Origin of the sequence: Agromyces sp. C10 (assembly GCF_023217995.1) — a bacterium.
GTDB lineage: Bacteria > Actinomycetota > Actinomycetes > Actinomycetales > Microbacteriaceae > Agromyces > Agromyces indicus.
Window position 1 is genome coordinate 41,007 of sequence record NZ_JALPSX010000009.1, and the last position, 21,374, is coordinate 62,380.

23 protein-coding genes and 1 pseudogene are annotated in these 21,374 nt (G+C 71.4%); 16 read left to right on the forward strand and 8 right to left on the reverse strand.

Annotation, left to right across the window (positions count from 1 at the left end; genetic code table 11):
• Positions 1–4: 4 nt before the first annotated feature.
• From M1L56_RS11340 to M1L56_RS11350, 3 genes are read left to right on the forward strand one after another with little or no spacing between them, the layout of a single operon-like run.
• Entirely contained in the window at positions 5–844 is an 840-nt protein-coding gene (locus M1L56_RS11340; protein ID WP_248599304.1) for a phosphatase PAP2 family protein, read from the forward strand.
• The gene (locus tag M1L56_RS11345) at positions 834–1,604 is read left to right on the forward strand and encodes a phosphatase PAP2 family protein (protein WP_248599305.1); all 771 of its coding nucleotides are present in this window, start codon (positions 834–836) and stop codon (positions 1,602–1,604) included. Before M1L56_RS11340 ends, M1L56_RS11345 begins: the two co-directional genes overlap by 11 nt.
• Positions 1,597–3,360 (forward strand): SulP family inorganic anion transporter, encoded by a 1,764-nt coding sequence (locus M1L56_RS11350; RefSeq protein WP_308198857.1) that lies wholly within the window; start codon positions 1,597–1,599, stop codon positions 3,358–3,360. Before M1L56_RS11345 ends, M1L56_RS11350 begins: the two co-directional genes overlap by 8 nt.
• Here M1L56_RS11350 and M1L56_RS11355 read toward each other — a convergent pair whose 3' ends face one another.
• On the reverse strand, positions 3,361–4,143 hold the full coding sequence (locus M1L56_RS11355) for an SDR family oxidoreductase (RefSeq protein ID WP_067949774.1): 783 nt from the start codon (positions 4,141–4,143) through the stop codon (positions 3,361–3,363). It lies immediately after the preceding gene.
• 135 nt (positions 4,144–4,278) lie between these two features.
• On the opposite strand from M1L56_RS11355, the gene M1L56_RS11360 reads away from it, so the two are divergent.
• The 7 genes from M1L56_RS11360 (at position 4,279) to M1L56_RS11390 (ending at position 10,109) form a co-directional block, all read left to right on the forward strand.
• Positions 4,279–4,662 carry an SHOCT domain-containing protein gene (locus M1L56_RS11360; RefSeq protein ID WP_248599306.1) on the forward strand — a complete coding sequence of 128 codons (384 nt, stop codon included), beginning with the start codon at positions 4,279–4,281 and terminating at the stop codon, positions 4,660–4,662.
• A complete protein-coding gene (locus tag M1L56_RS11365; RefSeq protein WP_248599307.1) occupies positions 4,662–6,338 on the forward strand; it encodes an AarF/ABC1/UbiB kinase family protein in 1,677 nt (558 codons plus the stop codon). Before M1L56_RS11360 ends, M1L56_RS11365 begins: the two co-directional genes overlap by 1 nt.
• An 81-nt stretch (positions 6,339–6,419) precedes the next feature.
• The gene (locus M1L56_RS11370; protein WP_248599308.1) at positions 6,420–6,608 is read left to right on the forward strand and encodes a hypothetical protein; all 189 of its coding nucleotides are present in this window, start codon (positions 6,420–6,422) and stop codon (positions 6,606–6,608) included.
• A 55-nt stretch (positions 6,609–6,663) separates the two neighbouring features.
• On the forward strand, positions 6,664–8,331 hold the full coding sequence (locus M1L56_RS11375) for an FAD-dependent oxidoreductase (protein WP_248599309.1): 1,668 nt from the start codon (positions 6,664–6,666) through the stop codon (positions 8,329–8,331).
• Between the two features lie 70 nt (positions 8,332–8,401).
• On the forward strand, positions 8,402–8,563 hold the full coding sequence (locus tag M1L56_RS11380; protein WP_248599310.1) for a hypothetical protein: 162 nt from the start codon (positions 8,402–8,404) through the stop codon (positions 8,561–8,563).
• 141 nt (positions 8,564–8,704) lie between these two features.
• Positions 8,705–9,355: an RNA polymerase sigma factor gene (locus M1L56_RS11385; protein WP_248599311.1), complete on the forward strand. Its 651-nt coding sequence runs from the start codon at positions 8,705–8,707 to the stop codon at positions 9,353–9,355.
• A gap of 1 nt (position 9,356) precedes the next feature.
• Positions 9,357–10,109 carry a hypothetical protein gene (locus M1L56_RS11390; protein ID WP_248599312.1) on the forward strand — a complete coding sequence of 251 codons (753 nt, stop codon included), beginning with the start codon at positions 9,357–9,359 and terminating at the stop codon, positions 10,107–10,109.
• Between the two features lie 62 nt (positions 10,110–10,171).
• On the opposite strand, the gene M1L56_RS11395 is transcribed toward M1L56_RS11390, so the two are convergent.
• The 4 genes from M1L56_RS11395 to M1L56_RS11410 form a co-directional block, all read right to left on the reverse strand.
• Positions 10,172–11,776: a PxKF domain-containing protein gene (locus tag M1L56_RS11395; protein WP_248599313.1), complete on the reverse strand. Its 1,605-nt coding sequence runs from the start codon at positions 11,774–11,776 to the stop codon at positions 10,172–10,174.
• A gap of 129 nt (positions 11,777–11,905) precedes the next feature.
• Entirely contained in the window at positions 11,906–12,676 is a 771-nt protein-coding gene (locus M1L56_RS11400; protein ID WP_067949757.1) for a hypothetical protein, read from the reverse strand.
• Positions 12,677–12,811: 135 nt separating this feature from the next.
• Complete coding sequence (locus M1L56_RS11405) at positions 12,812–13,054, reverse strand: hypothetical protein (protein WP_067949752.1); 243 nt, start codon at positions 13,052–13,054, stop codon at positions 12,812–12,814.
• A gap of 91 nt (positions 13,055–13,145) precedes the next feature.
• Entirely contained in the window at positions 13,146–13,526 is a 381-nt protein-coding gene (locus M1L56_RS11410) for a TIGR03618 family F420-dependent PPOX class oxidoreductase (RefSeq protein WP_082847264.1), read from the reverse strand.
• A 164-nt stretch (positions 13,527–13,690) separates the two neighbouring features.
• Between M1L56_RS11410 and M1L56_RS11415 the strand changes: the two genes are divergently transcribed.
• Positions 13,691–14,551, forward strand: coding sequence for a universal stress protein (locus M1L56_RS11415; RefSeq protein ID WP_248599314.1), 861 nt, complete (start codon positions 13,691–13,693; stop codon positions 14,549–14,551).
• An 18-nt stretch (positions 14,552–14,569) separates the two neighbouring features.
• Here the strand turns inward: M1L56_RS11415 and M1L56_RS11420 are convergent, their stop codons facing one another.
• Positions 14,570–14,716 (reverse strand): hypothetical protein, encoded by a 147-nt coding sequence (locus M1L56_RS11420; protein ID WP_248599315.1) that lies wholly within the window; start codon positions 14,714–14,716, stop codon positions 14,570–14,572.
• A 38-nt stretch (positions 14,717–14,754) separates the two neighbouring features.
• Here M1L56_RS11420 and M1L56_RS16220 point away from each other — a divergent pair.
• Together M1L56_RS16220 and M1L56_RS11430 are read left to right on the forward strand one after the other, a co-directional pair.
• Positions 14,755–15,453: pseudogene (locus M1L56_RS16220) on the forward strand (alkyl sulfatase dimerization domain-containing protein); the annotation flags it as partial.
• Complete coding sequence (locus M1L56_RS11430) at positions 15,401–15,958, forward strand: GAP family protein (RefSeq protein WP_248599431.1); 558 nt, start codon at positions 15,401–15,403, stop codon at positions 15,956–15,958. The pseudogene M1L56_RS16220 and the gene M1L56_RS11430, both read left to right, overlap by 53 nt.
• Before the next feature lie 20 nt (positions 15,959–15,978).
• On the opposite strand, the gene M1L56_RS11435 is transcribed toward M1L56_RS11430, so the two are convergent.
• Both M1L56_RS11435 and M1L56_RS11440 read right to left on the reverse strand, forming a co-directional pair.
• Positions 15,979–16,314: a hypothetical protein gene (locus tag M1L56_RS11435; RefSeq protein WP_067949732.1), complete on the reverse strand. Its 336-nt coding sequence runs from the start codon at positions 16,312–16,314 to the stop codon at positions 15,979–15,981.
• 141 nt (positions 16,315–16,455) lie between these two features.
• Positions 16,456–17,163 carry an L-ribulose-5-phosphate 4-epimerase gene (locus tag M1L56_RS11440; RefSeq protein WP_248599316.1) on the reverse strand — a complete coding sequence of 236 codons (708 nt, stop codon included), beginning with the start codon at positions 17,161–17,163 and terminating at the stop codon, positions 16,456–16,458.
• A 287-nt stretch (positions 17,164–17,450) separates the two neighbouring features.
• Here M1L56_RS11440 and M1L56_RS11445 point away from each other — a divergent pair, with 287 nt between their 5' ends.
• The 3 genes from M1L56_RS11445 to M1L56_RS11455 all read left to right on the forward strand — a co-directional run bounded on the left by M1L56_RS11445 (position 17,451) and on the right by M1L56_RS11455 (position 21,289).
• Entirely contained in the window at positions 17,451–18,533 is a 1,083-nt protein-coding gene (locus M1L56_RS11445; RefSeq protein ID WP_248599317.1) for a sugar ABC transporter substrate-binding protein, read from the forward strand.
• Between the two features lie 62 nt (positions 18,534–18,595).
• A complete protein-coding gene (locus M1L56_RS11450) occupies positions 18,596–20,170 on the forward strand; it encodes a sugar ABC transporter ATP-binding protein (RefSeq protein ID WP_248599318.1) in 1,575 nt (524 codons plus the stop codon).
• A gap of 45 nt (positions 20,171–20,215) precedes the next feature.
• The gene (locus M1L56_RS11455; RefSeq protein ID WP_248599319.1) at positions 20,216–21,289 is read left to right on the forward strand and encodes an ABC transporter permease; all 1,074 of its coding nucleotides are present in this window, start codon (positions 20,216–20,218) and stop codon (positions 21,287–21,289) included.
• Positions 21,290–21,374 lie beyond the last annotated feature (85 nt).

Genomic DNA, 21,374 nt, shown 5'->3' on the forward strand with positions numbered 1-21,374 from the left:
CTGCATGAGTTCGAAGTCGGAGACCGACGCCACGACCGGCGGCGACCCCGCGGCATCCGCTGCCGAGGAACGGAAGCAGGGGCGCCTGCGCCGCTTCCACGAGCGGTTCATGGTCGAGGAGCGCTACGTCTCGCCCGGCGGCAAGCGCAACCTCTACCTCGTGGCGGCGGCGCTCGTGGTCGTGGGCCTCGTCGGCTTCCTCATCGTGCTCGACTCGGTCCTCGAGGCCGACGACCTGTCGTTCATCGACGCGCCGATCGAGCAGTGGATCGAGTCGGGGCGCGACGGCTGGCTCACGACGGTCATGATCGTGCTCGCGATCGTCTTCGGCCCCGTCGCGATGCCCATCATCATCCTGGTGACGACCGTCACCTGGGGCGTGCTCGCCAAGCACGCGTGGCGCCCCGTCCTGCTCGCGGGCGGCATGATCCTCGGCGTGATCATGGTGCAGCTCCTCGCACCGATCATCGCGAGGGACCGGCCCCCGGCAGCCGACATGATGATGGGCTACGACCCGACGTCCTCCTTCCCGTCCGGGCACGTCATGGGCGTCGCCGACTTCTTCTTCATCGGTACCTACCTCGTCTTCTCCCGCCACCGGCGCCCGCTCATCACGGTGCTCGCGTTCGCGGCGGCGGCGTTCGTCGTGCTCCTCACCGCCGCGTGCCGCATCTACCTCGGCTACCACTGGCCGACCGACGCCCTCGGGTCGATCATGCTCTCGCTGGTGGTGCTCGGCATCGTCATCGCGGTCGACACGTGGCGCACCGTCCGCGTCGGGTCCCAGGAGCAGGTCGAGGCCTCCGACGCGCGACCCGAGGCGTGGGGGCGCGATGAACGCTGAGCACGACGGCGAGTCCACGTCCGGGCCCGCCGCGGGCGCGGCATCCGCTTCGGAGGAGGGGCCTTCGCTGGCCGTGCACCACGCGCCGGCACCCGTGCGGGTCAGTCGCCGGCCGTGGATGTGGACGGGGCTCATCGCGCTCGCCCTCGTCGCCGCGCTGGGCGCGGTCATCGTCGTGAACCAGGCCCGCGAGCCGTTCCAGTTCGAGTCGGCGCTCATGAGCGCGATCGTCGCGATCCGCACGCCGGGCGTGACCGCCGTGGCCGCGGCGTTCGACTTCCTCGGCAGCGGACGCGTCTCGAGCTTCGTGGTCCCGGCCGTGGTCGTGATCGGGTTGCTGCTGTGGCGACGGCCGTGGGCGGCGGGCTTCTTCGTCGCGGCCGTCGCCGCGAGCGGCCTCGTCACGCAACTCGTCAAGGTCACCGTCGGACGCGTGCGACCGGAGGACATCCTCGTGCACCCCGACTTCGGGTCGTTCCCGTCCGGACACGCCTCGAACGCCGCGGTCATCGCGATGGCGCTCGGCCTGATCTTCCTGCGGACGTGGGTCTGGATCGCGGGCGGCGTCTACACGCTGCTGATGATGGCGAGCCGCATGTACCTCGGCGCGCACTGGGTGTCGGACGTCGTGGGCGGCGTGCTCGTCGGCGCCGGCGCGGCCCTCATCGTGTGGGCCGGCTTCTCCGAGCGGCTCTACCGCGAGAACCGGCTCCCGCATCCGCCGATCTGGCAGAAGGTGGAGCGGACGCGCGGTGGCTGAGCGGATGCCGCGCTGGATGCCGCCCGGCATCGTGACCGCGCGGCACTACCGACGCGAGTGGCTGTGGCCCGACTTGCGAGCCGGCATCGTCGTCACCGCGCTGCTCATCCCGGCCGGCATGGGCTATGCGCAGGTCGCCGGGCTGCCGCCCGAGACCGGGCTCTACGCGACCATCATGCCGCTGATCGCGTACGCCCTCGTGGGGCCGTCGCGGATCCTGGTGCTCGGTCCGGACTCGGCGCTCGGCCCGATCATCGCGGCCGCGATCGTGCCGCTCGCGCTCGGCGACGACGATCGCGCCGTCGCGCTCGCCGGGCTGCTCGCCATCATGGTCGGCGCCATCCTGCTCCTCGGCGGCGTACTCCGCCTCGGGTTCGTGACCGACCTGCTGTCCAAGCCGATCCGCGTCGGGTACCTCAACGCGATCGCGTTGATCGTGATCATCTCCCAGGTCCCGACGCTGCTCGGGTTCTCCACCGACGCCGACTCGCCCATCGGCGAGATCGCCGGGATCTGGATCGGCGTCGCCGACGGCGAGGTGCAGTGGCTGCCGCTCGCGTTCGGACTGGGTTCGCTCGCGGTGATCGTGGCGCTCACGCTCGTGAAGTCGCCGGTCCCGGGCGTGCTCGCGGCCGTCGTCGCCGCCATGGCGCTCACCGCCCTGCTCGGCCTCTCGGACGAGCTGCCGGTGGTCGGCGCGCTGCCGCAGGGCCTGCCCGCGCCCGCGCTCGGCGGCCTGCAGTGGGCGGATGTCGCGGCGCTGGCGCTGCCGGCGGCGGGCATCGCGCTCGTGGCGTTCGCCGACGCGGGCGTGCTCTCGCGCACGCTCGCGGCCAGGCGCGGGGAGACCGTGAGCGGCAGCCGCGAGATGGGCGCGATCGGCACCGCGAACCTCGCGGCGGGCGTGTTCGGCGGCTTCCCGATCACCGCGTCGTCGTCGCGCACCCCCGTCGCCGAGCAGGCCGGGTCGAAGTCGCAGCTGACCGGGGTGGTCGGGGCGGTCCTGCTCGTGGCGTTCATGCTCCTCGCACCGGGCCTCACCGAGTTCCTGCCGTCCGCGACGCTCGCGGCGGTCGTGATCTTCGCCGCGTCGCGCCTGATCGACGTCCGCGGGTTCCTCCGGCTCGTGCGCATGGACCGGGTGGATGCCGCACTGTCGGCGGCCGCGTTCGTGGGCGTCTTCGCGTTCGGCGTGCTCGAGGGCATCGCGGTGACGATCGGGCTCTCGCTGCTGGCGTTCGTGAACCAGTCGTGGCGCCCGTACCGTGCGGAGCTCGGCCGCGTGTCGGGACTGCGCGGCTACCACGACCTGTCGCGGTACCCGGAGGGCAAGCGCATCCCCGGCGTGGTCATCGTTCGATTCGACGCCCCGCTGTTCTTCGCGAACGGCGGGCTCTTCGACGATTTCGTGCGCTCGCGCGTCGAGGCCGCCGGGCCCGGCATCCGCACCGTCATCCTCGCCGCCGAACCCATCACCGACGTCGACACGACCGCGGCCGACGAACTCGTCGAGCTCGACGAGTGGCTCGCCGCCCGCGGCATCCGTCTCGTCATCGCCGAGATGAAGGACCCGGTGGTGGACGTGCTGCGCGACTACGGCCTGACGCGGCGATTCACGCCCGACCGGTTCGCGCCGACGGTCGGTGCGGCCGTCGACGAGGTGACGGGCACCCTGCGCGGCGACCTCGAAGGCACGAGGTGGGAGCAGGACGGGACGGAGGGACCGGACGACGCCGACCGCCCCGACCGCGCCTGATCACCAGGTGGAGTCGCCGCGGAGGACGACGTCGGAGCCGCCGTCGATGAACACGACCTGACCGCAGAGGTGGCCGTTCTCCTCGCTCGTGAGCCACGCCAGCAGGTAGGCCGCATCGCGGGGCTCGAAGATCCCGCCGAGCGGCATGGGCACCATCTCGAGGATCGCCCTCCGCGCCTCCTCAGTGCCCGTGAACTGCTCGGTCATGGGTGTGACCACGACGCCCGGGGCGATCGCGTTCAGCGGGATCCCGGCGCCGGCCCACTCGGGGGTCGCGGCGTTGCGGCGGATCCAGCGGGACAGCGCCGCCTTCGTGGTCGCGTAGATCCGGTTCGCGACCTCGGGGGCGGATGCCTCGAGCTCGGCGCCGCGCGCCATGGCCGCCTCCTCGTCCCCGGCGAGCAGGGCCTCCATGAGCGCGTCGTCGGTGGGGAACAGGGAGGCCATCGACACGGTGGCGACCGCCCGGGGTGCGGGGGACCCGGCGAGCAGCGGGCGCAGCCCCTCGAGCGTGGCGACCGCGCCGAAGTAGTTCACGGCCACCGTCGCGGCGGTGGGCGTGGCGAGGCCCGCGTTGGCGATCACCGCGTCGATCGTGCCGCCGCTCAGTTCGCGCACGCGCTCGACGAGCTCGGCCCGGCCCGTCGCCGACGCGAGGTCGACGTTCACGTCCGAGCCGGCGAGGTCGACGCCGATGACGCGATGACCGCGTTCGACGAGCAGGTCGGCGGTGGCCAGGCCGATGCCGCTCGCGGCTCCGGTGATGACGTAGGTGCGGGGCATCGGGGGGCTCCTTCCGGGGGCGATGCCGTCACGCTATCGACGGGGGAGCGGCGCCATCCGGGACCAAAGACCGTCCGCGCGACCGCCTCGGGAGTAGCGTGTGCACCAGTCGGAGGCGAGCGGAGGGCGCCGACCATGGAGCTGTGGAGCTGGATCTGGTTCTACTTCTGGATGTTCGCGTACCTCGCCTACCTGCTGGTGCTCGTCTACATCGTGATCGACATCTTCCGCGACCACTCGCTGAACGGGTGGATGAAGGCGCTCTGGCTGATCCTGCTGCTGTTCCTCCCGTGGATCACGGGGCTCGTGTACCTCATCGTGCGGGGCAAGGGCATGGCCGAGCGGTCTGCGCGCAAGCAGGTCGAGTACCAGGAGTACAGCCGGGAGGAGATGCGCGCGATCTCGTTCGCCAGCCCCACCGAGGAGATCGCCAAGGCGCAGGCGCTGCGTGACCAGGGCGTCATCAGCGACGGCGAGTTCGAGGCGCTGAAGGCGAAGGCGCTCGGTTCGACGTTCTGATGGCGGAGCGCGAGGAGCGGCACCACAACGCGAGGTACCGGGAGATCGCGGCGACCCTCCGTCGCCACAGCCTCGGGTTCCTGGCGGGGCTGCTCGGCCTCGGGCGGTTCGTGCCGCGCCGACGGTCCACCGAGGTCGCCGGCGCCGCCGACCCGGGGTTCGCCGCCACGTCGCCCGAGCACCTGCGGCTCGCGCTCGAGGAACTCGGGCCGACGTTCATCAAGCTCGGGCAGCTGCTCTCCACGCGATCCGACCTGCTGCCGCCCGCGTTCGTCGACGAACTGGCGAAGCTGCAGGATGCCGCGCCGCCGGTCCCCACCGCCGACATCCGCGCCGTGATCCGCCGGGAGCTCGGCGCCGAGCCCGAGGCGCTCTTCGCCGAGTTCGACGACCGGCCCCTGGCATCCGCGTCGATCGGGCAGGCGCACACGGCGACGCTCGACGACGGCACCGCGGTCGTGGTGAAGGTGCGGCGTCCCGGAGCGGTCGCGCAGGTGCTCGAGGACCTCGAGATCCTCCAGAACCTCGCCGCGCGGGCCACCCGTCGCTGGGGGCCCGCACGCGACATCGACGTGTCGGGCGTGGTGGACGAGTTCGCGGAGACGCTCCGCGCCGAGCTCGACTACCTGCAGGAGGGGCGGAACGCGGAGCGGTTCGCCGAGAACTTCGCGGCCGAGGACGACGTGGTGATCCCGCGGGTGTTCTGGGAGCACACGACCTCGCGGGTGCTGACCCTCGAGCGCATGGGCGGCATGAACGTGGGGGATGCCGAGGCGCTCGACGCGGCGGGGGTGGACCGGAAGCGGGTCGCCCGGCGCGGCGCCGAGATCGTGCTGAAGATGACCTTCGAGGACCGCTTCTTCCACGCCGACCTGCACCCGGGCAACCTGTTCATCCACGCCGACGGCACCATCGCCCTCATCGACTTCGGCATGGTCGGCGCGATCGGCGAGGACCTCCGGGGGCACCTCAGCGCCCTGTTCGTCGCGCTCGTCCGCAGCGACCCGGAGATGCTCGCGGGCGCCCTCACGGGCGTCTCGGTGGGCTCGGCCCCCGCGGACCGCGAGGCGCTCCGCGAGGACCTCCGGGTTTTCCTCGCGAAGTATCGGTTGCGGTCGTTGCGCGAGACGCCGTTCGCCCGGATGATCGCCGACCTGTTCGCCATACTGCGCGCCAACCGCCTGCACCTGCCGCGCGAGATGGCGCTGCTGTTCAAGGCGCTGCTGCTCATCGAGGGACTCGCGCTGCGGCTGGACCCGGAGTTCCGGCTGGGGGAGTCGCTCGAGCCGTACGCCCAGCGGCTCGCGCGCGAGCGGGTGAGCGCATCGGCCCTCGCGCGGCGGATGGCGCGGGCGGGCATCGACCTCGGCGAGCTCGCGCTGGAGGCGCCCGGCGTGCTGCGACGGCTCATCGACGCGGCCGACGGCAGCGGCATGCAGGTGCACCTGCGCGCGGCGGAGCTCGAGCCGCTCGTGGCGCGCACCGAGCGCATCGGCAATCGGCTCGTGGCGGGCATGATCAGCGCCGCGCTCATCACCGGCGTCGGCAGCATCGTCACGAGCGAGCGGCGCTTCCGGCGCTGGGAGGGGACGCTGCTCGGCACGGGGCTGGGTGTGCTCGGCACGCTCGGCGGCTACCTCGTGGTCACCGCGGCGCGTCGGCGCCGGCCGCGCTAGCCGCGTCCCTTCCGTTCCGGGGGCCCTTCGGCCCGACACCGAGCGGATGACGCGGCGTACCGTCGGCCCTGGAGGTGCGACATGGGCGACAGCGGGTCACGGGCCGGTGCGGCGGGTGGCGGCGGGATCTACTTCCTCACCGTCATCGGGGCCTGGGTCTACTTCTTCTCGCGCGCCGACAGCTTCTGGGAGTTCGTGGCCGCGTTCTTCCAGGGCGTGTTCTGGCCGGCGTTCATGGTCTACGAGGTCTTCGCGGCATTGAGTGGCTGACTGATACCCGTGGGGTGTTTTGACAATACCCCGGGGGTATCCGTACGATGGGGCCATGACCTCCCAGCGGTACCTCATCATCGGCGGCGTCGCCGGCGGCATGTCCGCCGCGACCCGGCTGCGCCGGCTCGACGAGCACGCGCAGATCACCGTCCTCGAGCGGGGCGGCTACGTGTCGTTCGCCAACTGCGGGCTGCCCTACTACCTCGGCGGCGTCATCGAGGAGCGATCGAGCCTGCTGCTCCAGACGCCCGAATCGCTCGGCAGCCGATTCGGCCTCGACGTGCGCGTGCGCACCGAGGCGGTCGCGATCGACCGCGCCGCCCGCACCGTCACCGCGCGTGACCTCACCACCGGTGAGGAGACCATGCTGCCGTACGACGCGCTCGTGCTCTCGCCCGGATCCGTGCCCATCCGCCCGCCGATGGAGGGCGGCGACCGCATGCTCACGCTCTGGAACATCGACGACGTCGACACGGCCATGGCGCGCCTCGAGGTGCAGCCGCGTACCGCGCTCGTGATCGGCGCCGGCTTCATCGGGCTCGAGATGGTCGAGAACCTCGTGCACCGCGGCCTCGAGGTCACCCTCGTCGAGCTCGCCGAGCAGGTGCTCCCGCCCATCGACCCGGAGATGGCCGGCCCGGTCGCGCAGCGCCTCATCGACGCCGGCGTCGACGTGCGCCTCGGCACCGAGGTGGTGGCCATCGGAGCGGACACGGCGACGCTCGGCGACGGGTCCACCGTCCCGGCCGAGTTCGTGCTCGGCTCCGTCGGCGTGCGCCCAGAGACGTCGCTCGCCGCAGCGGCCGGGCTCGAACTCGGCGAGCGGGGCGGCATCCGCGTCGACGAGCACCTGCGCACGAGCGACCCGCACATCTGGGCCATCGGCGACGCCGTCGAGAAGGTCGACGCGATCACCGGCGAGCCGCGCATCGTGGCGCTCGCGGGCCTCGCGAACCGCCACGGCCGCCTCGCGGCCGACGCGATCACGGGTCGCGAGGTCCGGGTGCGCGACGCGCTCGGCACCGCCGTGGTCGGCGTCATGGACCTCACCGTCGCCACCACCGGGTGGAACGAGAAGCTGCTGCGTGCGCGGGGGCGCGACATCCGCGTGTTCCACACTCACCCCGCCTCGCACACGGGCTACTACCCGGGCGCCGAGGGCATGTCGCTCAAGCTGCTCGTCGACGCCGGGACCGACGCCATACTCGGCGCCCAGGGCGTCGGAGGCGAGGGCGTCGACAAGCGTATCGACGTGATCGCGACCGCGATGGCCGGCGGCCTCACCGCCTCCGAGCTCGCCGACCTCGAGCTGGCCTATGCGCCGCAGTACTCGTCGGCGAAGGACCCGGTGAACATGCTCGGCTACGTCGCCATGAACGCCGCCGACGGCCTCACGCCGTCGATCCAGTGGCACGAGGTCGATGCGGCCGTCGACGCCGGCGCGACCGTGCTCGACGTGCGCAACCCGGGCGAGGTCGCCGACGGCGCCATCCCCGGCTCCCTGCGCATCCCGCTCGACGAGCTGCGCGACCGCCTCGACGAGCTGCCCGAGGGCCGGCTCATCGTGCACTGCAAGGTCGGCCAGCGCGGCCACACCGCCGTACGGCTGCTCGCACAGCACGGCCGCGACGCGGTCAACCTCGACGGCGGCTACCTGACGTGGAAGGCCGGAACCGACGCGCGCGAGCGCGTCGCCGAAGCCGCCGACCTTGCCGCCTGACGCCCGCTCCCGGTGGTCGAGTAGCGCCGGAGGCGCGTATCGAGACCCCGCAACCTGAAGGAGAACCACCATGTGTCGCGCCATCACCTGCCGCACCTGCGGCAAGACCACCTGGGCCGGATGCGGCCAGCACGTCGACCAGGTCATGCGCGGGGTGCCCCGCAACCAGCGCTGCGCCGGGCACGAGGACGAGCCGTCGACCGGCTTCTTCGCGCGCCTGTTCGGTCGCTGACGGCGCGAACCGCGACTGGGAGAGCTATCGTGCGGGCGGCCTGGCGGCGCTCGGCGAGTCCCGCCCGGAGTAGGCGGGTCCCGCCCCCGCCCTGTGGACGGTCAGCGACCGTCCAGCCGGGGCTCGCCTACACTCCCTCGGATGACCGAACACGACGGCGCCGTCGCGCCATCCGCTCTCGGCTCATCGGCCCGACCCCGGCCCGGCGCGCATGCTGCCGGGCCCGAGGCCTTCACGTCGCTCGTGCTCGCCGCGCAGGCGGGCGCGCAGTGGGCGTGCACCGACCTGTGGGTCGCGTACGCGCCCGCGGTCGCGGCGTTCCTCCGCGCCCGCGGTTCGCACGAGCCCGACGACCTCACGAGCGAGGTCTTCCTCGCGGTCTTCGACCGGCTCCACACGTTCGAGGGCGGTGAGGCCGACTTCCGGTCGTTCGTGTTTACGATCGCGTACCGCCGGCTCACCGACGAACTGCGGCGTCGGGGTCGTCGCGGCGTCCACGAACCGTTCGACGCCGACGCCGACCCTCGGCGCGTGCCGAGCGCCGAGAACGACGCGCTGCGCAATCTCGGCGATGCCGCCGCGCTCGAGCTGCTCGACGGGCTCTCGCGCGACCAGCGCGACGTCATGGTCCTGCGCGTGGTCGCCGACCTCACCGTCGAGCAGGTCGCCGAGGTCCTCGGCAAGCGGCCGGGGGCGGTGAAGGCCCTCCAACGGCGGGCGCTCGAGACATTGCGCAGAAAAGTTCGTCCGACCCGTACCCCTGCACGGGGTTCCGACGATGGCAGGGAGTGAGATGAGGAACCGACGGATCACCGACGACGAGGCAGTGGCGCTGCTTCGCGGGCAGGCACCCGCCGCCCGCGACGACCTCGCGCCGCTCGCCGAGGCGCTCGGCGCACTTCGCACGGCGTCCTCCGACGCGCCGCCGCGGCCCACTGCCGCGCTGGCCAGTCGCCTCGACCTCGACCGAGCGTCGTGGATCTCGACTCCCCGCACAGAGGACCCGACCACGGCGCCGACCCTGTCGACTCGATCGACGGCGCCGAGAAGCAGGAGAAGGAACATGGCAATCGAGTGGTTCGCAGGACTCGGCATCGCGGCGAAGATCGCGATCGGCGCCTCCGCCGCCGCGGCGGTCAGCGTGAGCGGCGCGGGCGCCGCGGGCGCGGCCGGTATGCTGCCCGCCCCGGCGCAGCACGTCTTCGACCAGGTGACCGGCGGCGGCGCCGTCGACACCGTCGTCGAGGAGGGTCGCGAGACCGGCGACATCGCGCGTGAGACCGCAGGCGACGTCCGCGACCGTGCCGAGACCGCTCGCGAGGGCGCGCTCGACGATGCCACCGGCACCGTCAGGGACGGCATCGGCGAGGTCGGCTCGGCGGTCGACTCGGTCGAGGAGCAGGCCACCACCGGCATCGACTCCGCACGCGACGCCGTCGAGGGCACCGCGGACGAGGCCGAGGACGCCGTCGACCGCGCCGGCAGCACCGTCGAGGACCGCGTCGGCTCCGCCACGGACGCGGCGAAGGACCTCACCGGTCGCTGATCCGCCGCCGCACGAATGAGGGCCCCAGCCGGATGGCTGGGGCCCTCGCTGATGTTGCAGCGCTACTTCTTGAACTGGAAGTTCACAGTGTGCGTCGTGCCGTCATCCAGCTTCAGCGTGAACGTGCCACACGATCCAGCCCAGCCCTTATCGGTCTTCCAGACGTAGTTGTACTGGTCAGTGACCGGGTCGTAGCTGAGGCTGCTTCCGCCGGCGTTCACCGTCTCCTCGATCGGGTCGACGTTCGGGATCGGGCCGCAGGTGTAGCGGTTGATCTTGGGGAATCCGGCCGCGATGATGCCGAGACCCTGATCTCCATCGAGGCTGAACTTCATGGGGACCGCGCTACCGGCCTTCACCGAGTTGAAGGTGGTGCCCATGTCGACCGGTCGCAGGAACCCGGTGAAGTCATAGACCACCGAGTAGCTGCACACGTTCGATTCCAGTGACGTGTTCTCTGCGATGTCGCTCACGGCGCCTGCTGGGACACTGAGCGTCTTCGCGCCCACGCTCGACGTGCTCACGGCGATGGAGCCGCTGTCCGCGCCGGCGAGGCCGGAACCGGGCGACGGGTCGGACGCTGTCCACTGCGCGTCGGGCACGGTCTCGCCCAGGAGGAACGGTCCGACCGGGCAGGTGAGGTTCACGACCGGCGGCGTCACGTCGTCGACGAAGTACTCGCACTTCACCTGGGCCGATTCGTTCCCTGCGTTATCGCGAGCGATCGGAGCGGTGACCGAGCCGGGGCCGTAGACGTCGGTGTCGATCGTGATCGTACCGGTCGCGTCAGTGGCGAGTCCGGAACCGCCCTCTTCGTCCGTCGCGTTCCACGTGAGCACGTACTCCTGCTCCATCACGAGTTCCAAGGGGTCGGGGCAGTTCGCGAAGGTGACCACCGGCGGGTCCTGCTCGGTGACGGAGTAGTTGCAGCTCACGGCCGCCGAGGTGTTGCCCGCTGCATCCGCGATGAATCCCGCAGCGAGCGTCTTCGTCTTCGCCCCGTACGTCGAGGTGTCGAGCGAGACCGTCCCGCTCGTGACCGTGCCCGAAGCGAAGCCGACGTTGTCGGTGGCGGACCACGAGGCGGTCGCCGGCTCATTCCGGAGCACAGGCTCCGACGGGCACTCCAGCGTGACCACGGGTGCCACGGTGTCGGCGGGCGGCGGTGCGGTACAGCTGCCGACCGTCCAACGGACGGTGACCGATCCGTCGGCCACGCGCTCGCCGTCCTTGGCGTTCGTCCCGCTCGCTCGGTAGACCACGGTGCTCGAGAACTGCCCTGCGGTCGAGGTGGTCACCGTGATGGTGGACTGGCCGGCGGAGAGGCTGTCGCCAGTCGCGTACCAGCCGGCCGGGATGGCGACCGACGAGACCGTGGGGTCGCTGGCGCTGGCGCCGGCCCCGACGGAGACCTTCGAGATCGCGGCGCTCGTGCCCTCCTTGAACACGGTGTTGTTTCCGGCGTTGCCGCCGGTCGCGTTGCCACCACGTTCGATCACCAGGTCGACCGTCACTGATCGAGGCTCGCCGCACGCGACCGTGCCGAGCTGAAGGTTGCTGGAACCGCCCACCATCAGCTCGTCTTCGACCACGAGGGTGTCGGCATACGCGATGCCTCCGCCGGCGAGCATCATCGCTCCGGCGACGAACGCCGCGGCGATCGTCATGCCCCTTCGTTTCATCGTGTTCTCCCCACGCTCACCCCTGCACCTCGGGTTGGCGCAGTGAGTGTGCCAAACGTATGCGGATGGATATGTCCGGCGGCATCCCCCGTGAGGGTGCCAAGTGCGGGGGCGTCAGCGACCCGTGGTGACCGTGCGAGCCCGGCTCGTGGCATCCGCTCGATCGCCGTCGCTGCGGCTCGCGGTCGCACCCGCGGGTCGCAGCGCGACGAGTGCACCGCGCACGAGGAAGACGCTCCACGCGGCGAGCCCGAGCAGCTTCGCGCCGTCCTCGACGAGCACCGACGCGACGGTCGCGGGTTCGGCGAGCACGTCGACGGTCGCGGAGGTGCCGAGGCCGAGCAGCGCGAGGATGAGCAGGCCGACGTCGAGGTGCCGCAGGATCGGGGTGCGGAAGCGCCACAGGTAGGCGGCGAAGCCGACGGCGTATGCGGCGGCGATGGCCTTCGGCATCCATGAGGCGAAGGTGGCGCCCTCGTGCAGCAGCAGCAGGTCGTCGAGCGCGACGACGAGGCTGGCGACGCCGCCCCATGCGAGGGCGCGGCGCAGCCGGTGGCGACGAGCGGATGCCGCGGCGGCCCCGATGAACGCGGCGCCGGCGCCGACCGCCGTCGCCAGGATGCCGAGGTTCGAGACGAGTCCGTGCGCGGTGTGCGTCGAGTCGCGCAGCACGGCGACGGCCTGGCTGTCGCGTACGAGGTCGGTCGGCGGCATCCACGGCTGGGTGACGACCGCGACCATGATGACGGCCACGGGTGCGACCGCGGCGGCGTACGCGAGCGGCGGGGTGCGGTCGGCGGCGCGCGCGGTCGCTCGCACGAGGCGGCGAACGGATGCCACGGGGCCGGCGGTGCGGCCGGGCGCGGGCGTGGGGCTCGTGGGCACGTCGGCTCCTCTCGTCGGGTCGAGCGGCGTGCGTCGGGCGAAGTGGGAGATCCGGCGGGTGGGGGCGCGCCGGAGCGAACGGCCAGTGTACCCACGCCCACCTGGGTGCGGAGGGGACGCCCGATCAGCCCGGCCTCACGCGGCGCGGCGGATCTGCTCCACGACGTCCTCGGCGGCGGACAGGGTCGCGACCTCGGTGACGCCGCCCAGCGGCGGGACCAGCGAGAGCACGACGAAGTGGTCGCCGACGGCCTCGACGTGCGCCAGCAGGCATCGGGCATCCCACAGCGGGAAGGACGGGTCGATCGCCCGCCACGAATCGGCCCCGGCCCGGTACAGCGCGATGCGGGATGCTCGCGCGGGGTCGTGCTGCGTCATGGGACCTCCAGCTTCATCGCGGACGGTGAGCCTCGACCCTACGAGGGCGGTTCGAGCGCGACGAGACGGTTGACATCCGGTGAAGCAGAAGTCACTCGTCGCGCATGCCGGAGGAGCCGAGCACCCGTTCGACGGTGAGCTCGAGCACGACGCGCTGGGGGTTGGGACGCGGCTCCCGGTAGCGGGCGGCGTACAGCTCGACCGCGACCGCGACGGCGTCCCGGTCGTCGAGGACGCGGACGGGGCCCTCGAAGCTGATCCACCGGGCGCCGTCGACCGTGTTGACGCTTGCGCGGCCGCTGCGTTCGGCGTTGAGGAACTTCTGCGACCCGCGGCTCCCGATCACCCGGACGATGCCGTCGAGGTAGGTGATGCCGACGGGCACCGAGTGGATTCGGCCGCGTCGGTCGAGCGTCGAGAGCGTCGCGAGGTGGCGTTCGGCGAGGAACTCGCGCGCGGCGTCGGTGATCACTCGTGGCACTCCATGGGGTCGCGGGCGGGGTCGGCCGCCGGTCTCCAGTGTGCCATCGGGCCGCGCAGGGTTCGCCGCTGCACCGCTCCGGGACCTTCGGCACTGGATTTCGGCATCCGCACCCGGGACGATCGAGGTCTGACGATCGGGACGAACGGGAGCGGATGACGACGACGAACGCAGGAGCACGGCCGGTGCGGGTGCTGTTCGGATACGACGCCTCGCGATCCGCGATGGATGCGGTCGACACCGCGGGACGACTCCTCCCGGGCGCGTCGGCCACCGTCCTCTTCCTGTGGGAGCCGCCGTTCGCCTCGGCCGAGCTTCGGCAGCGGCTTGCGAGCCGGGCTCAGAGCGTCGACCGGCTCATCGACCTCCTCGAGGACGAGGGGCGTGCGGAGGCCGAGCGGCTCGTCGCGCAGGGCGTCGTGCTCGCCCGCGCGGCCGGGTGGGACGCGGAGCCGAGGGTCGAGCGGAGCTTCAACGAGGGCTACCAGCTCGCCCGGATCGCCGAGCAGGACGCCTTCGACGTCATCGTCCTCGGGTCCCGGGGGATGGGCGGCGCGCAGGCACTGCTCGGCAGCACCTCCGACCTGGTCGTGCACGTCAGCCGCGTGCCGGTGCTCGTCGTCCCCGCCGCGCTCATGTCCGCTGAGCGGGCCGCCGCTGGATCCGGACCGATCCTCATCGCGTTCGACGGGTCGCCGGGCGCCGAGGCCGCCGCCGCGGCAGCGCAACGGCTGTTCCCCGGCCGCGAGCTCGAGCGAGTCACCACCGCACCCGAGGGTGAGGCGCACGCCGAGGGGGAGGCGACGCTCGTCCCGCTGCGCGGTCGCGCGGGCAGCGCGCGTGCCGTCGGCGGGACGCTCACCGAGTACGCCGCGGAGCGCGGAGCCGGCGCGATCGTCGTCGGCTCACGCGGCCGGTCGGCGAGTCGGGAACTGCTGCTCGGCAGCGTCGCGAAGGCGGTGCTCCACCACGCCCACCGCCCGGTGCTGGTCGTTCCGCACCCGCGGTCCGCCTGAGTCGGCCTCGGCTCGGCATCACGACCGGGCGACGTCGGTCGGCGGCGCCGGCAGCTCGAACCGCACGCGTGCGCCGCCCTCCGGACGGTTCTCGGCGCTCGCGTCGCCGCCGTGGGCGCGGGCGATGGAGTACCTCCGCGACCAGCGCGACCTGTACAAGTTCATCCACGACGAGACCCTGCGGCTCGCGAACCTCCGGCACCATGACCGAGATCGCCGAGCAGCTGCGGCTGCCCGCGAGCCTCGACCGCCAGTGGTACAGCCACGGCTACTACGGGTCGCTGAACCACAACGCCAAGGCCGTGTACCAGCGGTACCTCGGATGGTACGACTCGCATCCCGCGCACCTGCACGTCCTGCCGCCCACCGAATCCGGCCGACGCTACGTCGAGTTCATGGGCGGGGCGGACGCCGTCGTCGAGGGGGCCCGGGCGTCGTTCGACGAGGGCGACTACCGCTGGGTCGCCGAGGTGCTCACGCACGTCGTGTTCGCCGACCCGGCGAACCGGGAGGCCGCCGAGCTCCAGGCCGACGCGCTCGAGCAGCTCGGCTACCAGGCCGAGAACGCGACGTGGCGCAACGAGTACCTGATGGCCGCGGTCGAGCTCCGGAACGGCGTGCGCGACCTCGGCAGCATCCAGCTCGCCACACCCGACGTGTTCGCGGCGATGACGACCGAGATGATCCTCGACTTCGCGGGCATCAAGCTGAACGCCGAGCGGACCGGCGACCTCGCCGCCACCGTGGCGTGGACCGTCGAGGACACGGCGGACGGGCCGGTGGAGTACCTGCTCGAGGTGCGCAACGGCGTGCTCGTCTACACGGCCGGTGCGCGACATCCCGAACCGGATGCCACGGCGAGGTCGTCGAAGGGCGCGCTCGCCGAGGCGCTCTTCGGCGGTCGGCCGCTCGACGAGCTCGTCGCGGCATCCGACATCGCCATCGAGGGCGACGCCGACCTGCACCATCAAGATCCTGCTGGGCCTCCTGCTGCTGTTCCTCGCGCTGCGGCAATGGCAGGGGCGCCCGAAGCCGGGCGAGACGGCGGCCCTGCCGAAGTGGATGGAGGCCATCGGCGAGATGACCCCCGCACGCGCCTTCCTGCTGGCGTTCGCGCTCGCGGCGATCAACCCGAAGAACCTCATCATGGCGGCCGGCGCCGGGGTCCTCATCGGCAGCGCGGGCGAGGGCGTCGGCGGGTCGACCATCGCGATCGCGGTCCTCACCGTGCTCGCGGCGAGCTCGGTCGCGATCCCGGTGGTCGCCTACCTGCTCGCGTCCGAGCGGATGTCGGCTCCGCTGGAGTCGCTCCGTCGGTGGCTCGTCGACCACAACGCTGCGGTGATGGCGGTGCTGCTGCTCGTGATCGGCGTCGTGATGATCGGGAAGGGGATCGGCAGCTTCTGACCAGTGCCGCGGCCGGGCGCCTAGAACTCGTCGATCGACGGGTGGTCGACGTCGTGATCGCCGTGGTCGCCCGAGGACGGCCCGGCGCGGAGTGCGCGGATCCGGGCGCGCAGCTCGCGGACCGCCGCGTCGTCCACGAGCTCGTCGTGCTCGACCTCGACGTCCCGCGCGACGATCTGGCTGGCCGGGCCGATCAGCAGCGTGGTCTGCAGGATCGAGCCGTCCTCGCCGAGCGCGGGGAACGTGACCTGCGACGCGTCGTCGTGCCGCGCGAGCGCTTCGGCGAAGTCCATCACGGCTTCCGCGATCGCGGTGCCGGTGAGGACGTCACCGCCCGCGTAGGTGAGTTGCTTCATCGCCTCATCGCAGCAGATCGGCTGCGGCGCGGCAACCAGTTGACCTGAGCGGGTTTCCGGCACCGCTTCCTCGGGGCGGGGCGGGGCGGGGCGGGGCGGGGCGGGGCCGGCCGGGTCGTCATGGTCGCCTCACGGGTGGCGTCACGCGGTACGACGGATGTCGGATGACTGGCCGTACACGTTCTGGTACCGGTCGTACAACCGGTCGATGGCCTCCTGCGGGATCGGGATGAGCTCGCCGGCCTCGCGCGCGAGGTGCACGGTGCGGGCGACGTCCTCGACCATGACGGCGGCCTTGACCGCGTCCTTCGCGTTCGCGCCGATGGTGAAGGGGCCGTGGTTCTGCATGAGCACCGCCCGGGAGCGGTGGCCGGAGAGCGTCTCGACGATGCCGCGGCCGATCGAGTCGTCGCCGATGATGGCGAACGGGCCGATGGGGATGGGCCCGCCGAACTCGTCGGCCATGGCCGTGATGACGCAGGGGATCTCCTCGCCGCGCGCCGCCCAGGCGGTCGCGTAGGTGGAGTGGGTGTGCACGACGCCGCCGACGTCGGGCATGTTGCGGTACACGTAGGCGTGCGCGGCGGTGTCGCTGGACGGGCTGCGGTCGCTGCCGGGGGTGCCGGGGATCACGGCGCCGTCGAGGTCGCAGAGGATCATGTTCTCGGGCGCGAGGTCGTCGTACGCCACGCCCGAGGGCTTGATCACGAACAGGTCGGCGCCGGGCACCCGGCCCGACACGTTGCCGCCGGTCCACACGACCAGGCCGTAGCGGGTCAGCTCGCCGTGAAGTCGGGCGACCTCGGCCCGCACACGCGCGATCGCGACCTCGTGCGATCGGAGTTCCATTTCGTCATCCCTTCGGCCTGGAATGCAATGAGTTAGCGATCACAATAACAATGGAAGGGCGCTGACGCTCGTCGCCGCATACCGAATGCCGATCTTTCGTGACCGGCGGGATAAATGGCGCTTGATCGGGACATACTGCGGCCCCAAGCTAGATCGGGACGGGACCGCCATGAAGCCTAGGACGAAACGAATGGCTTCCGACTCTTGATAGTGCGCTAACTCTAGGTTACCGTCGCCTCTGACGGCCGCTGAAGGTCGTTCAGGACAGACACGAAGGAGTGTTGGACATGGCGAACCTCTCAGCCCGGCCGGACCGGCGTCGACGCCGGATCGCGGCCGCAGCAGCGATCGCGGTCGCCGCGCTCGCGCTCGCCGGCTGCCGCCCCGGTGGCGAGGCGGCGAGTGCCGAGGACAAGGAAACGGGCGAAGGGCTGGTCATCGGCTGGAGCCAGCGCGGCATCAGCGGCAGCGACTGGTGGAAGACCCTCGTCGAGGGCGGCCAGGCCGAGGCCGAGGAGATCGGCGCACGGATCGAGCTGCTCGACGCGAACGGCGACACGGTGCGGCAGAACGCCGACGTGCAGACGCTCATCACGAAGGGCGTCGACGTGGTCATCATGAACGCCAACGACCCGATCGGCGTCGCGCCGTCCGTCCAGGCGCTGAAGGATGCGGGCATCCCCCTGGTCACGGTGAACTCGAACCTCGACGAGAGCCTCGTGCCCGACATGTTCTGCTACGTCGCCGAGGACCAGGAGTACACCGGGTCGCTCGCCGGCGAGGTCGCTGCGACGAAGGCGCTCGAGAAGTTCGGCGACTCCGGGGAGATGAAGGTCGTCGGCATCGGCGGCTTCCCGGGCGACGTGCTCAGCGACCTCCGGTTCAACGGCTTCATGGAGGGCTGGGACGGCGTGATGGCCGACCACCCCGGCGTCTCCACGGTGAAGCTCGACACCAAGTACGGCGAGTGGAAGCCCGACAAGGCGCTCGCCCCCATCCGCGACGTCGCGACGGCCAACCCCGATCTCAAGGTCGTGTACAGCATGAGCGACGTCATGAACGGCGGCGTGGTGCAGGGCCTCCAGCAGGCCGGCCTCTGGGGTGACGGCATCATCCTCTCCAGCTACGACGGCGGCATGGTCTCGGTCAAGCAGATGATGGACGACCCTGACGGCCCGCTCCAGGCGACGGCGTCCAACCAGCCCTGGGACCAGGGTGCGACCGCGGTCCGGATGGCGTTGGCCGCCTACAACGACGACCAGTCGCAGTGCCCCGACAAGACGCTGTTCATCGAGACCACTGTCGTGACTCCCGAGAACGCGGCCGACTACTACGTGGCCGAAGACACCTACGTCCGCGCACAGGACTGACCCGCCGGGCCGGCTCCGGCACGCCCGGAGCCGGCCCCACCTCGACCAACGAAGGAGCACCGATGCTCGCGAACCAGCAGTCCCCGGGCGAGGCCGTGGCTGCCGCCGGCAGCGACGAGCGGATGCCAGAGCTGCAGCTCGAGGGCATCACGAAGTCCTACCCGGGAGTCCATGCCCTGAAGGGCGTCAGCTTCGACGTCCACCGCGGCTCGATCCACGCCCTGGCCGGTCAGAACGGCGCCGGCAAGTCGACGCTCGTCAAGATCCTCTCCGGCGCCGAGGTTCCGGATGCCGGCACCATCCGGCTCGGCGGAGAGCGGCAGCGGTTCCGGGAACCGCTCGATGCCCAGCACGCCGGGATCCACACCATCTACCAGGAGCTGTCGCTCGTGCCGTCGCTGTCGGTGGCCGAGAACATCTTCCTCGGTCAGCTCCCGCGGCGGGCCGGCGCCGCAGTGGACTGGCGCCGGATGCAGGCGGAGGCGCGCGACGCGCTCGACCGCGTGGGCTTCCACCTCGACGTCCGCAGGCCGGTGGGAAGCTACTCGACCGCGGAGCAGCAGGCCGTCGAGCTCGCGAAGGCGCTCCACAAGGACGCCCGCGTGCTGCTCCTCGACGAGCCCACGTCGACCCTCCCGCTGCCCGACGTCGACCGACTCTTCACCGTGCTTCGCTCGCTCTCCGAGCAGGGCGTCACGCTCATGTACATCTCGCACCGCATGGATGAGGTGTACGAGCTCTGCGATGCCGTCACCGTCCTCCGTGACGGCGTCAACGCCGCGGACTTCGCCACGTCCTCCTCCCGCCCCGCCGACGTCGTCACGGCGATGGTCGGCAAGAGCCTCGAGGGTTCGATCGCCGACGCCGCGCTGCGCGGCGAGCGGTCGCCCCGCCTCGGCCCCGGCGCGAAGGACCGCGTCATCCTCACCGTCGATCACGTCTCCGACGAGGAGGGCAGCGTCGACGACGTCTCGTTCGAGCTTCGCGAAGGCGAGGTGCTCGGACTGTCGGGCCTCATCGGCAGCGGTCAGTCGGAGCTTGCCAGCCTCCTCGCCGGGGCCCGCCGGCACACCTCCGGTGAGATGAGCATCGACGGCCGGCGCGTCGACTTCACCGCCCCCCGCGACGCCATCCGCCGCGGCATCGGCCTGCTCCCGCAGGACCGCAAGGCCGCGGGATTCGTGCCCGAGATGGGCGTGGCCGCGAACATCACGCTCGCAAGCCTCCCGATGTTCAGCCGACTCAGCGTCATCGACTCCAACCGCGAGCGGCGCGTCGCCTCCGACATGGTCGACAGGCTGGGCATGCGGGTCTCCGGCGTGAACCAGCCCCTGCGCACGCTGAGCGGCGGCACCCAGCAGAAGGCGATCCTCGCCCGCTGGCTCGTACGGGACGCGCGGATCCTCGTGTGCGACGAACCGACGCGCGGCGTCGACGTCGGCGCCAAGGAGGACATGTACGAACTCCTCCGCGAGTTCGCCCGCCAAGGCGGAACCGTCGTGGTCGCGAGCTCGGAGATCACCGAGGCGATGATGTGCGACCGCGTGCTCGTCATGGCCCGCGGGAAGGTCGTCGCCGAACTCGCGCACGACGAGATCGACCCGCACGGTCACGCCATCCTCGAACGATTCGCCTGAGACGCGCCGACGTAGGCGACCGGGCTTCCACCACAGGAGAACACCATGTCCAAGACCATCCTCAAGACCCCGCCCGAGCAGAGCGGCGGCCCGAAGTCGGCGACCGCGAGCTCGACCCGGAGCCGGATCGGCGACGCGCTCCGCCGCGCCCTGCCGAAGAGCTACCTCCTCCTGGTGCTCCTCGCGATCATCGTCGTCGGCTACTACGCCTCGGCCGACTTCCTCACCATCCGCAACGCCGAGAACGTCATCGCGGCGGCATCCATCGTCGCCGTCCTCGCCGTCGGGCAGTTCTTCGTCATCCTCACCGGCGGCATCGACCTGTCAGTGGGCTCGATCCTCGCCATGTCGACGGTCATCGTGGCGCTCACCCTGCAATCGGGGATGTCGGCCGGCATGTCGGTCGCGTTCACGCTCACCGCGTGCGCCATCGCCGGTCTCATCAACGGCCTCCTGGTGGTCTGGCTCCGCATCCCACCGTTCATCGCCACACTTGCGATGATGAGCGCGATCAAGGGATTCAGCTACATCATCCAGTCGACCAGCCTCATCCAGATCCTCGACCAGCAGTTCATCGAGTGGTTCTCGACGGGAACGGTCGTCGGCCTCCGGAACCCGGTCGTCATCTTCATCATCGTCGCCCTCGTGGCCGCGCTCGTAGCGAAGTTCACGACCTTCGGCCGCTCGCTCTACGCCATCGGCGGCAACCCCGAAGCTGCCCGCCTGTCCGGCCTGCCGGTCGCGCGCAACCTGATCATCACGTACACGATGTCCGGGTTCCTCGCCGGACTCGCGGGTCTCATCGCCGCGGCGCAGCTGCGCCAGGGCAGCTCGCTGATCGGCGTCGGCTACGAACTCGACGCCATCGCGGCCGTCGTCGTCGGCGGCGCGTCGCTCATGGGCGGCAAGGGTGACCCGCTCAGCGCGGTGGTCGGCGTGTTCGTTCTCGCAACGATCATCAACATCATGAACCTCGTCGGCATCTCGTCCGAACCGCAGCTCGTGATCAAGGGAGCGGTGATCGTGATCGCCGTCTTCCTCTCCAGCGCCGGCGGAGTGCACCGGATCTCCTCGTTCTTCTCCAGACATTTCGGCCGGGCACGGGCTCGCGCAGCGTAGCCCGTGCCGGGGTGAACGCCCCACCCGTCGATCCCAGTCCGTTCGCGACCCGTCAGGGGGAGGTCAATCGTGCGCCGAGAATCAG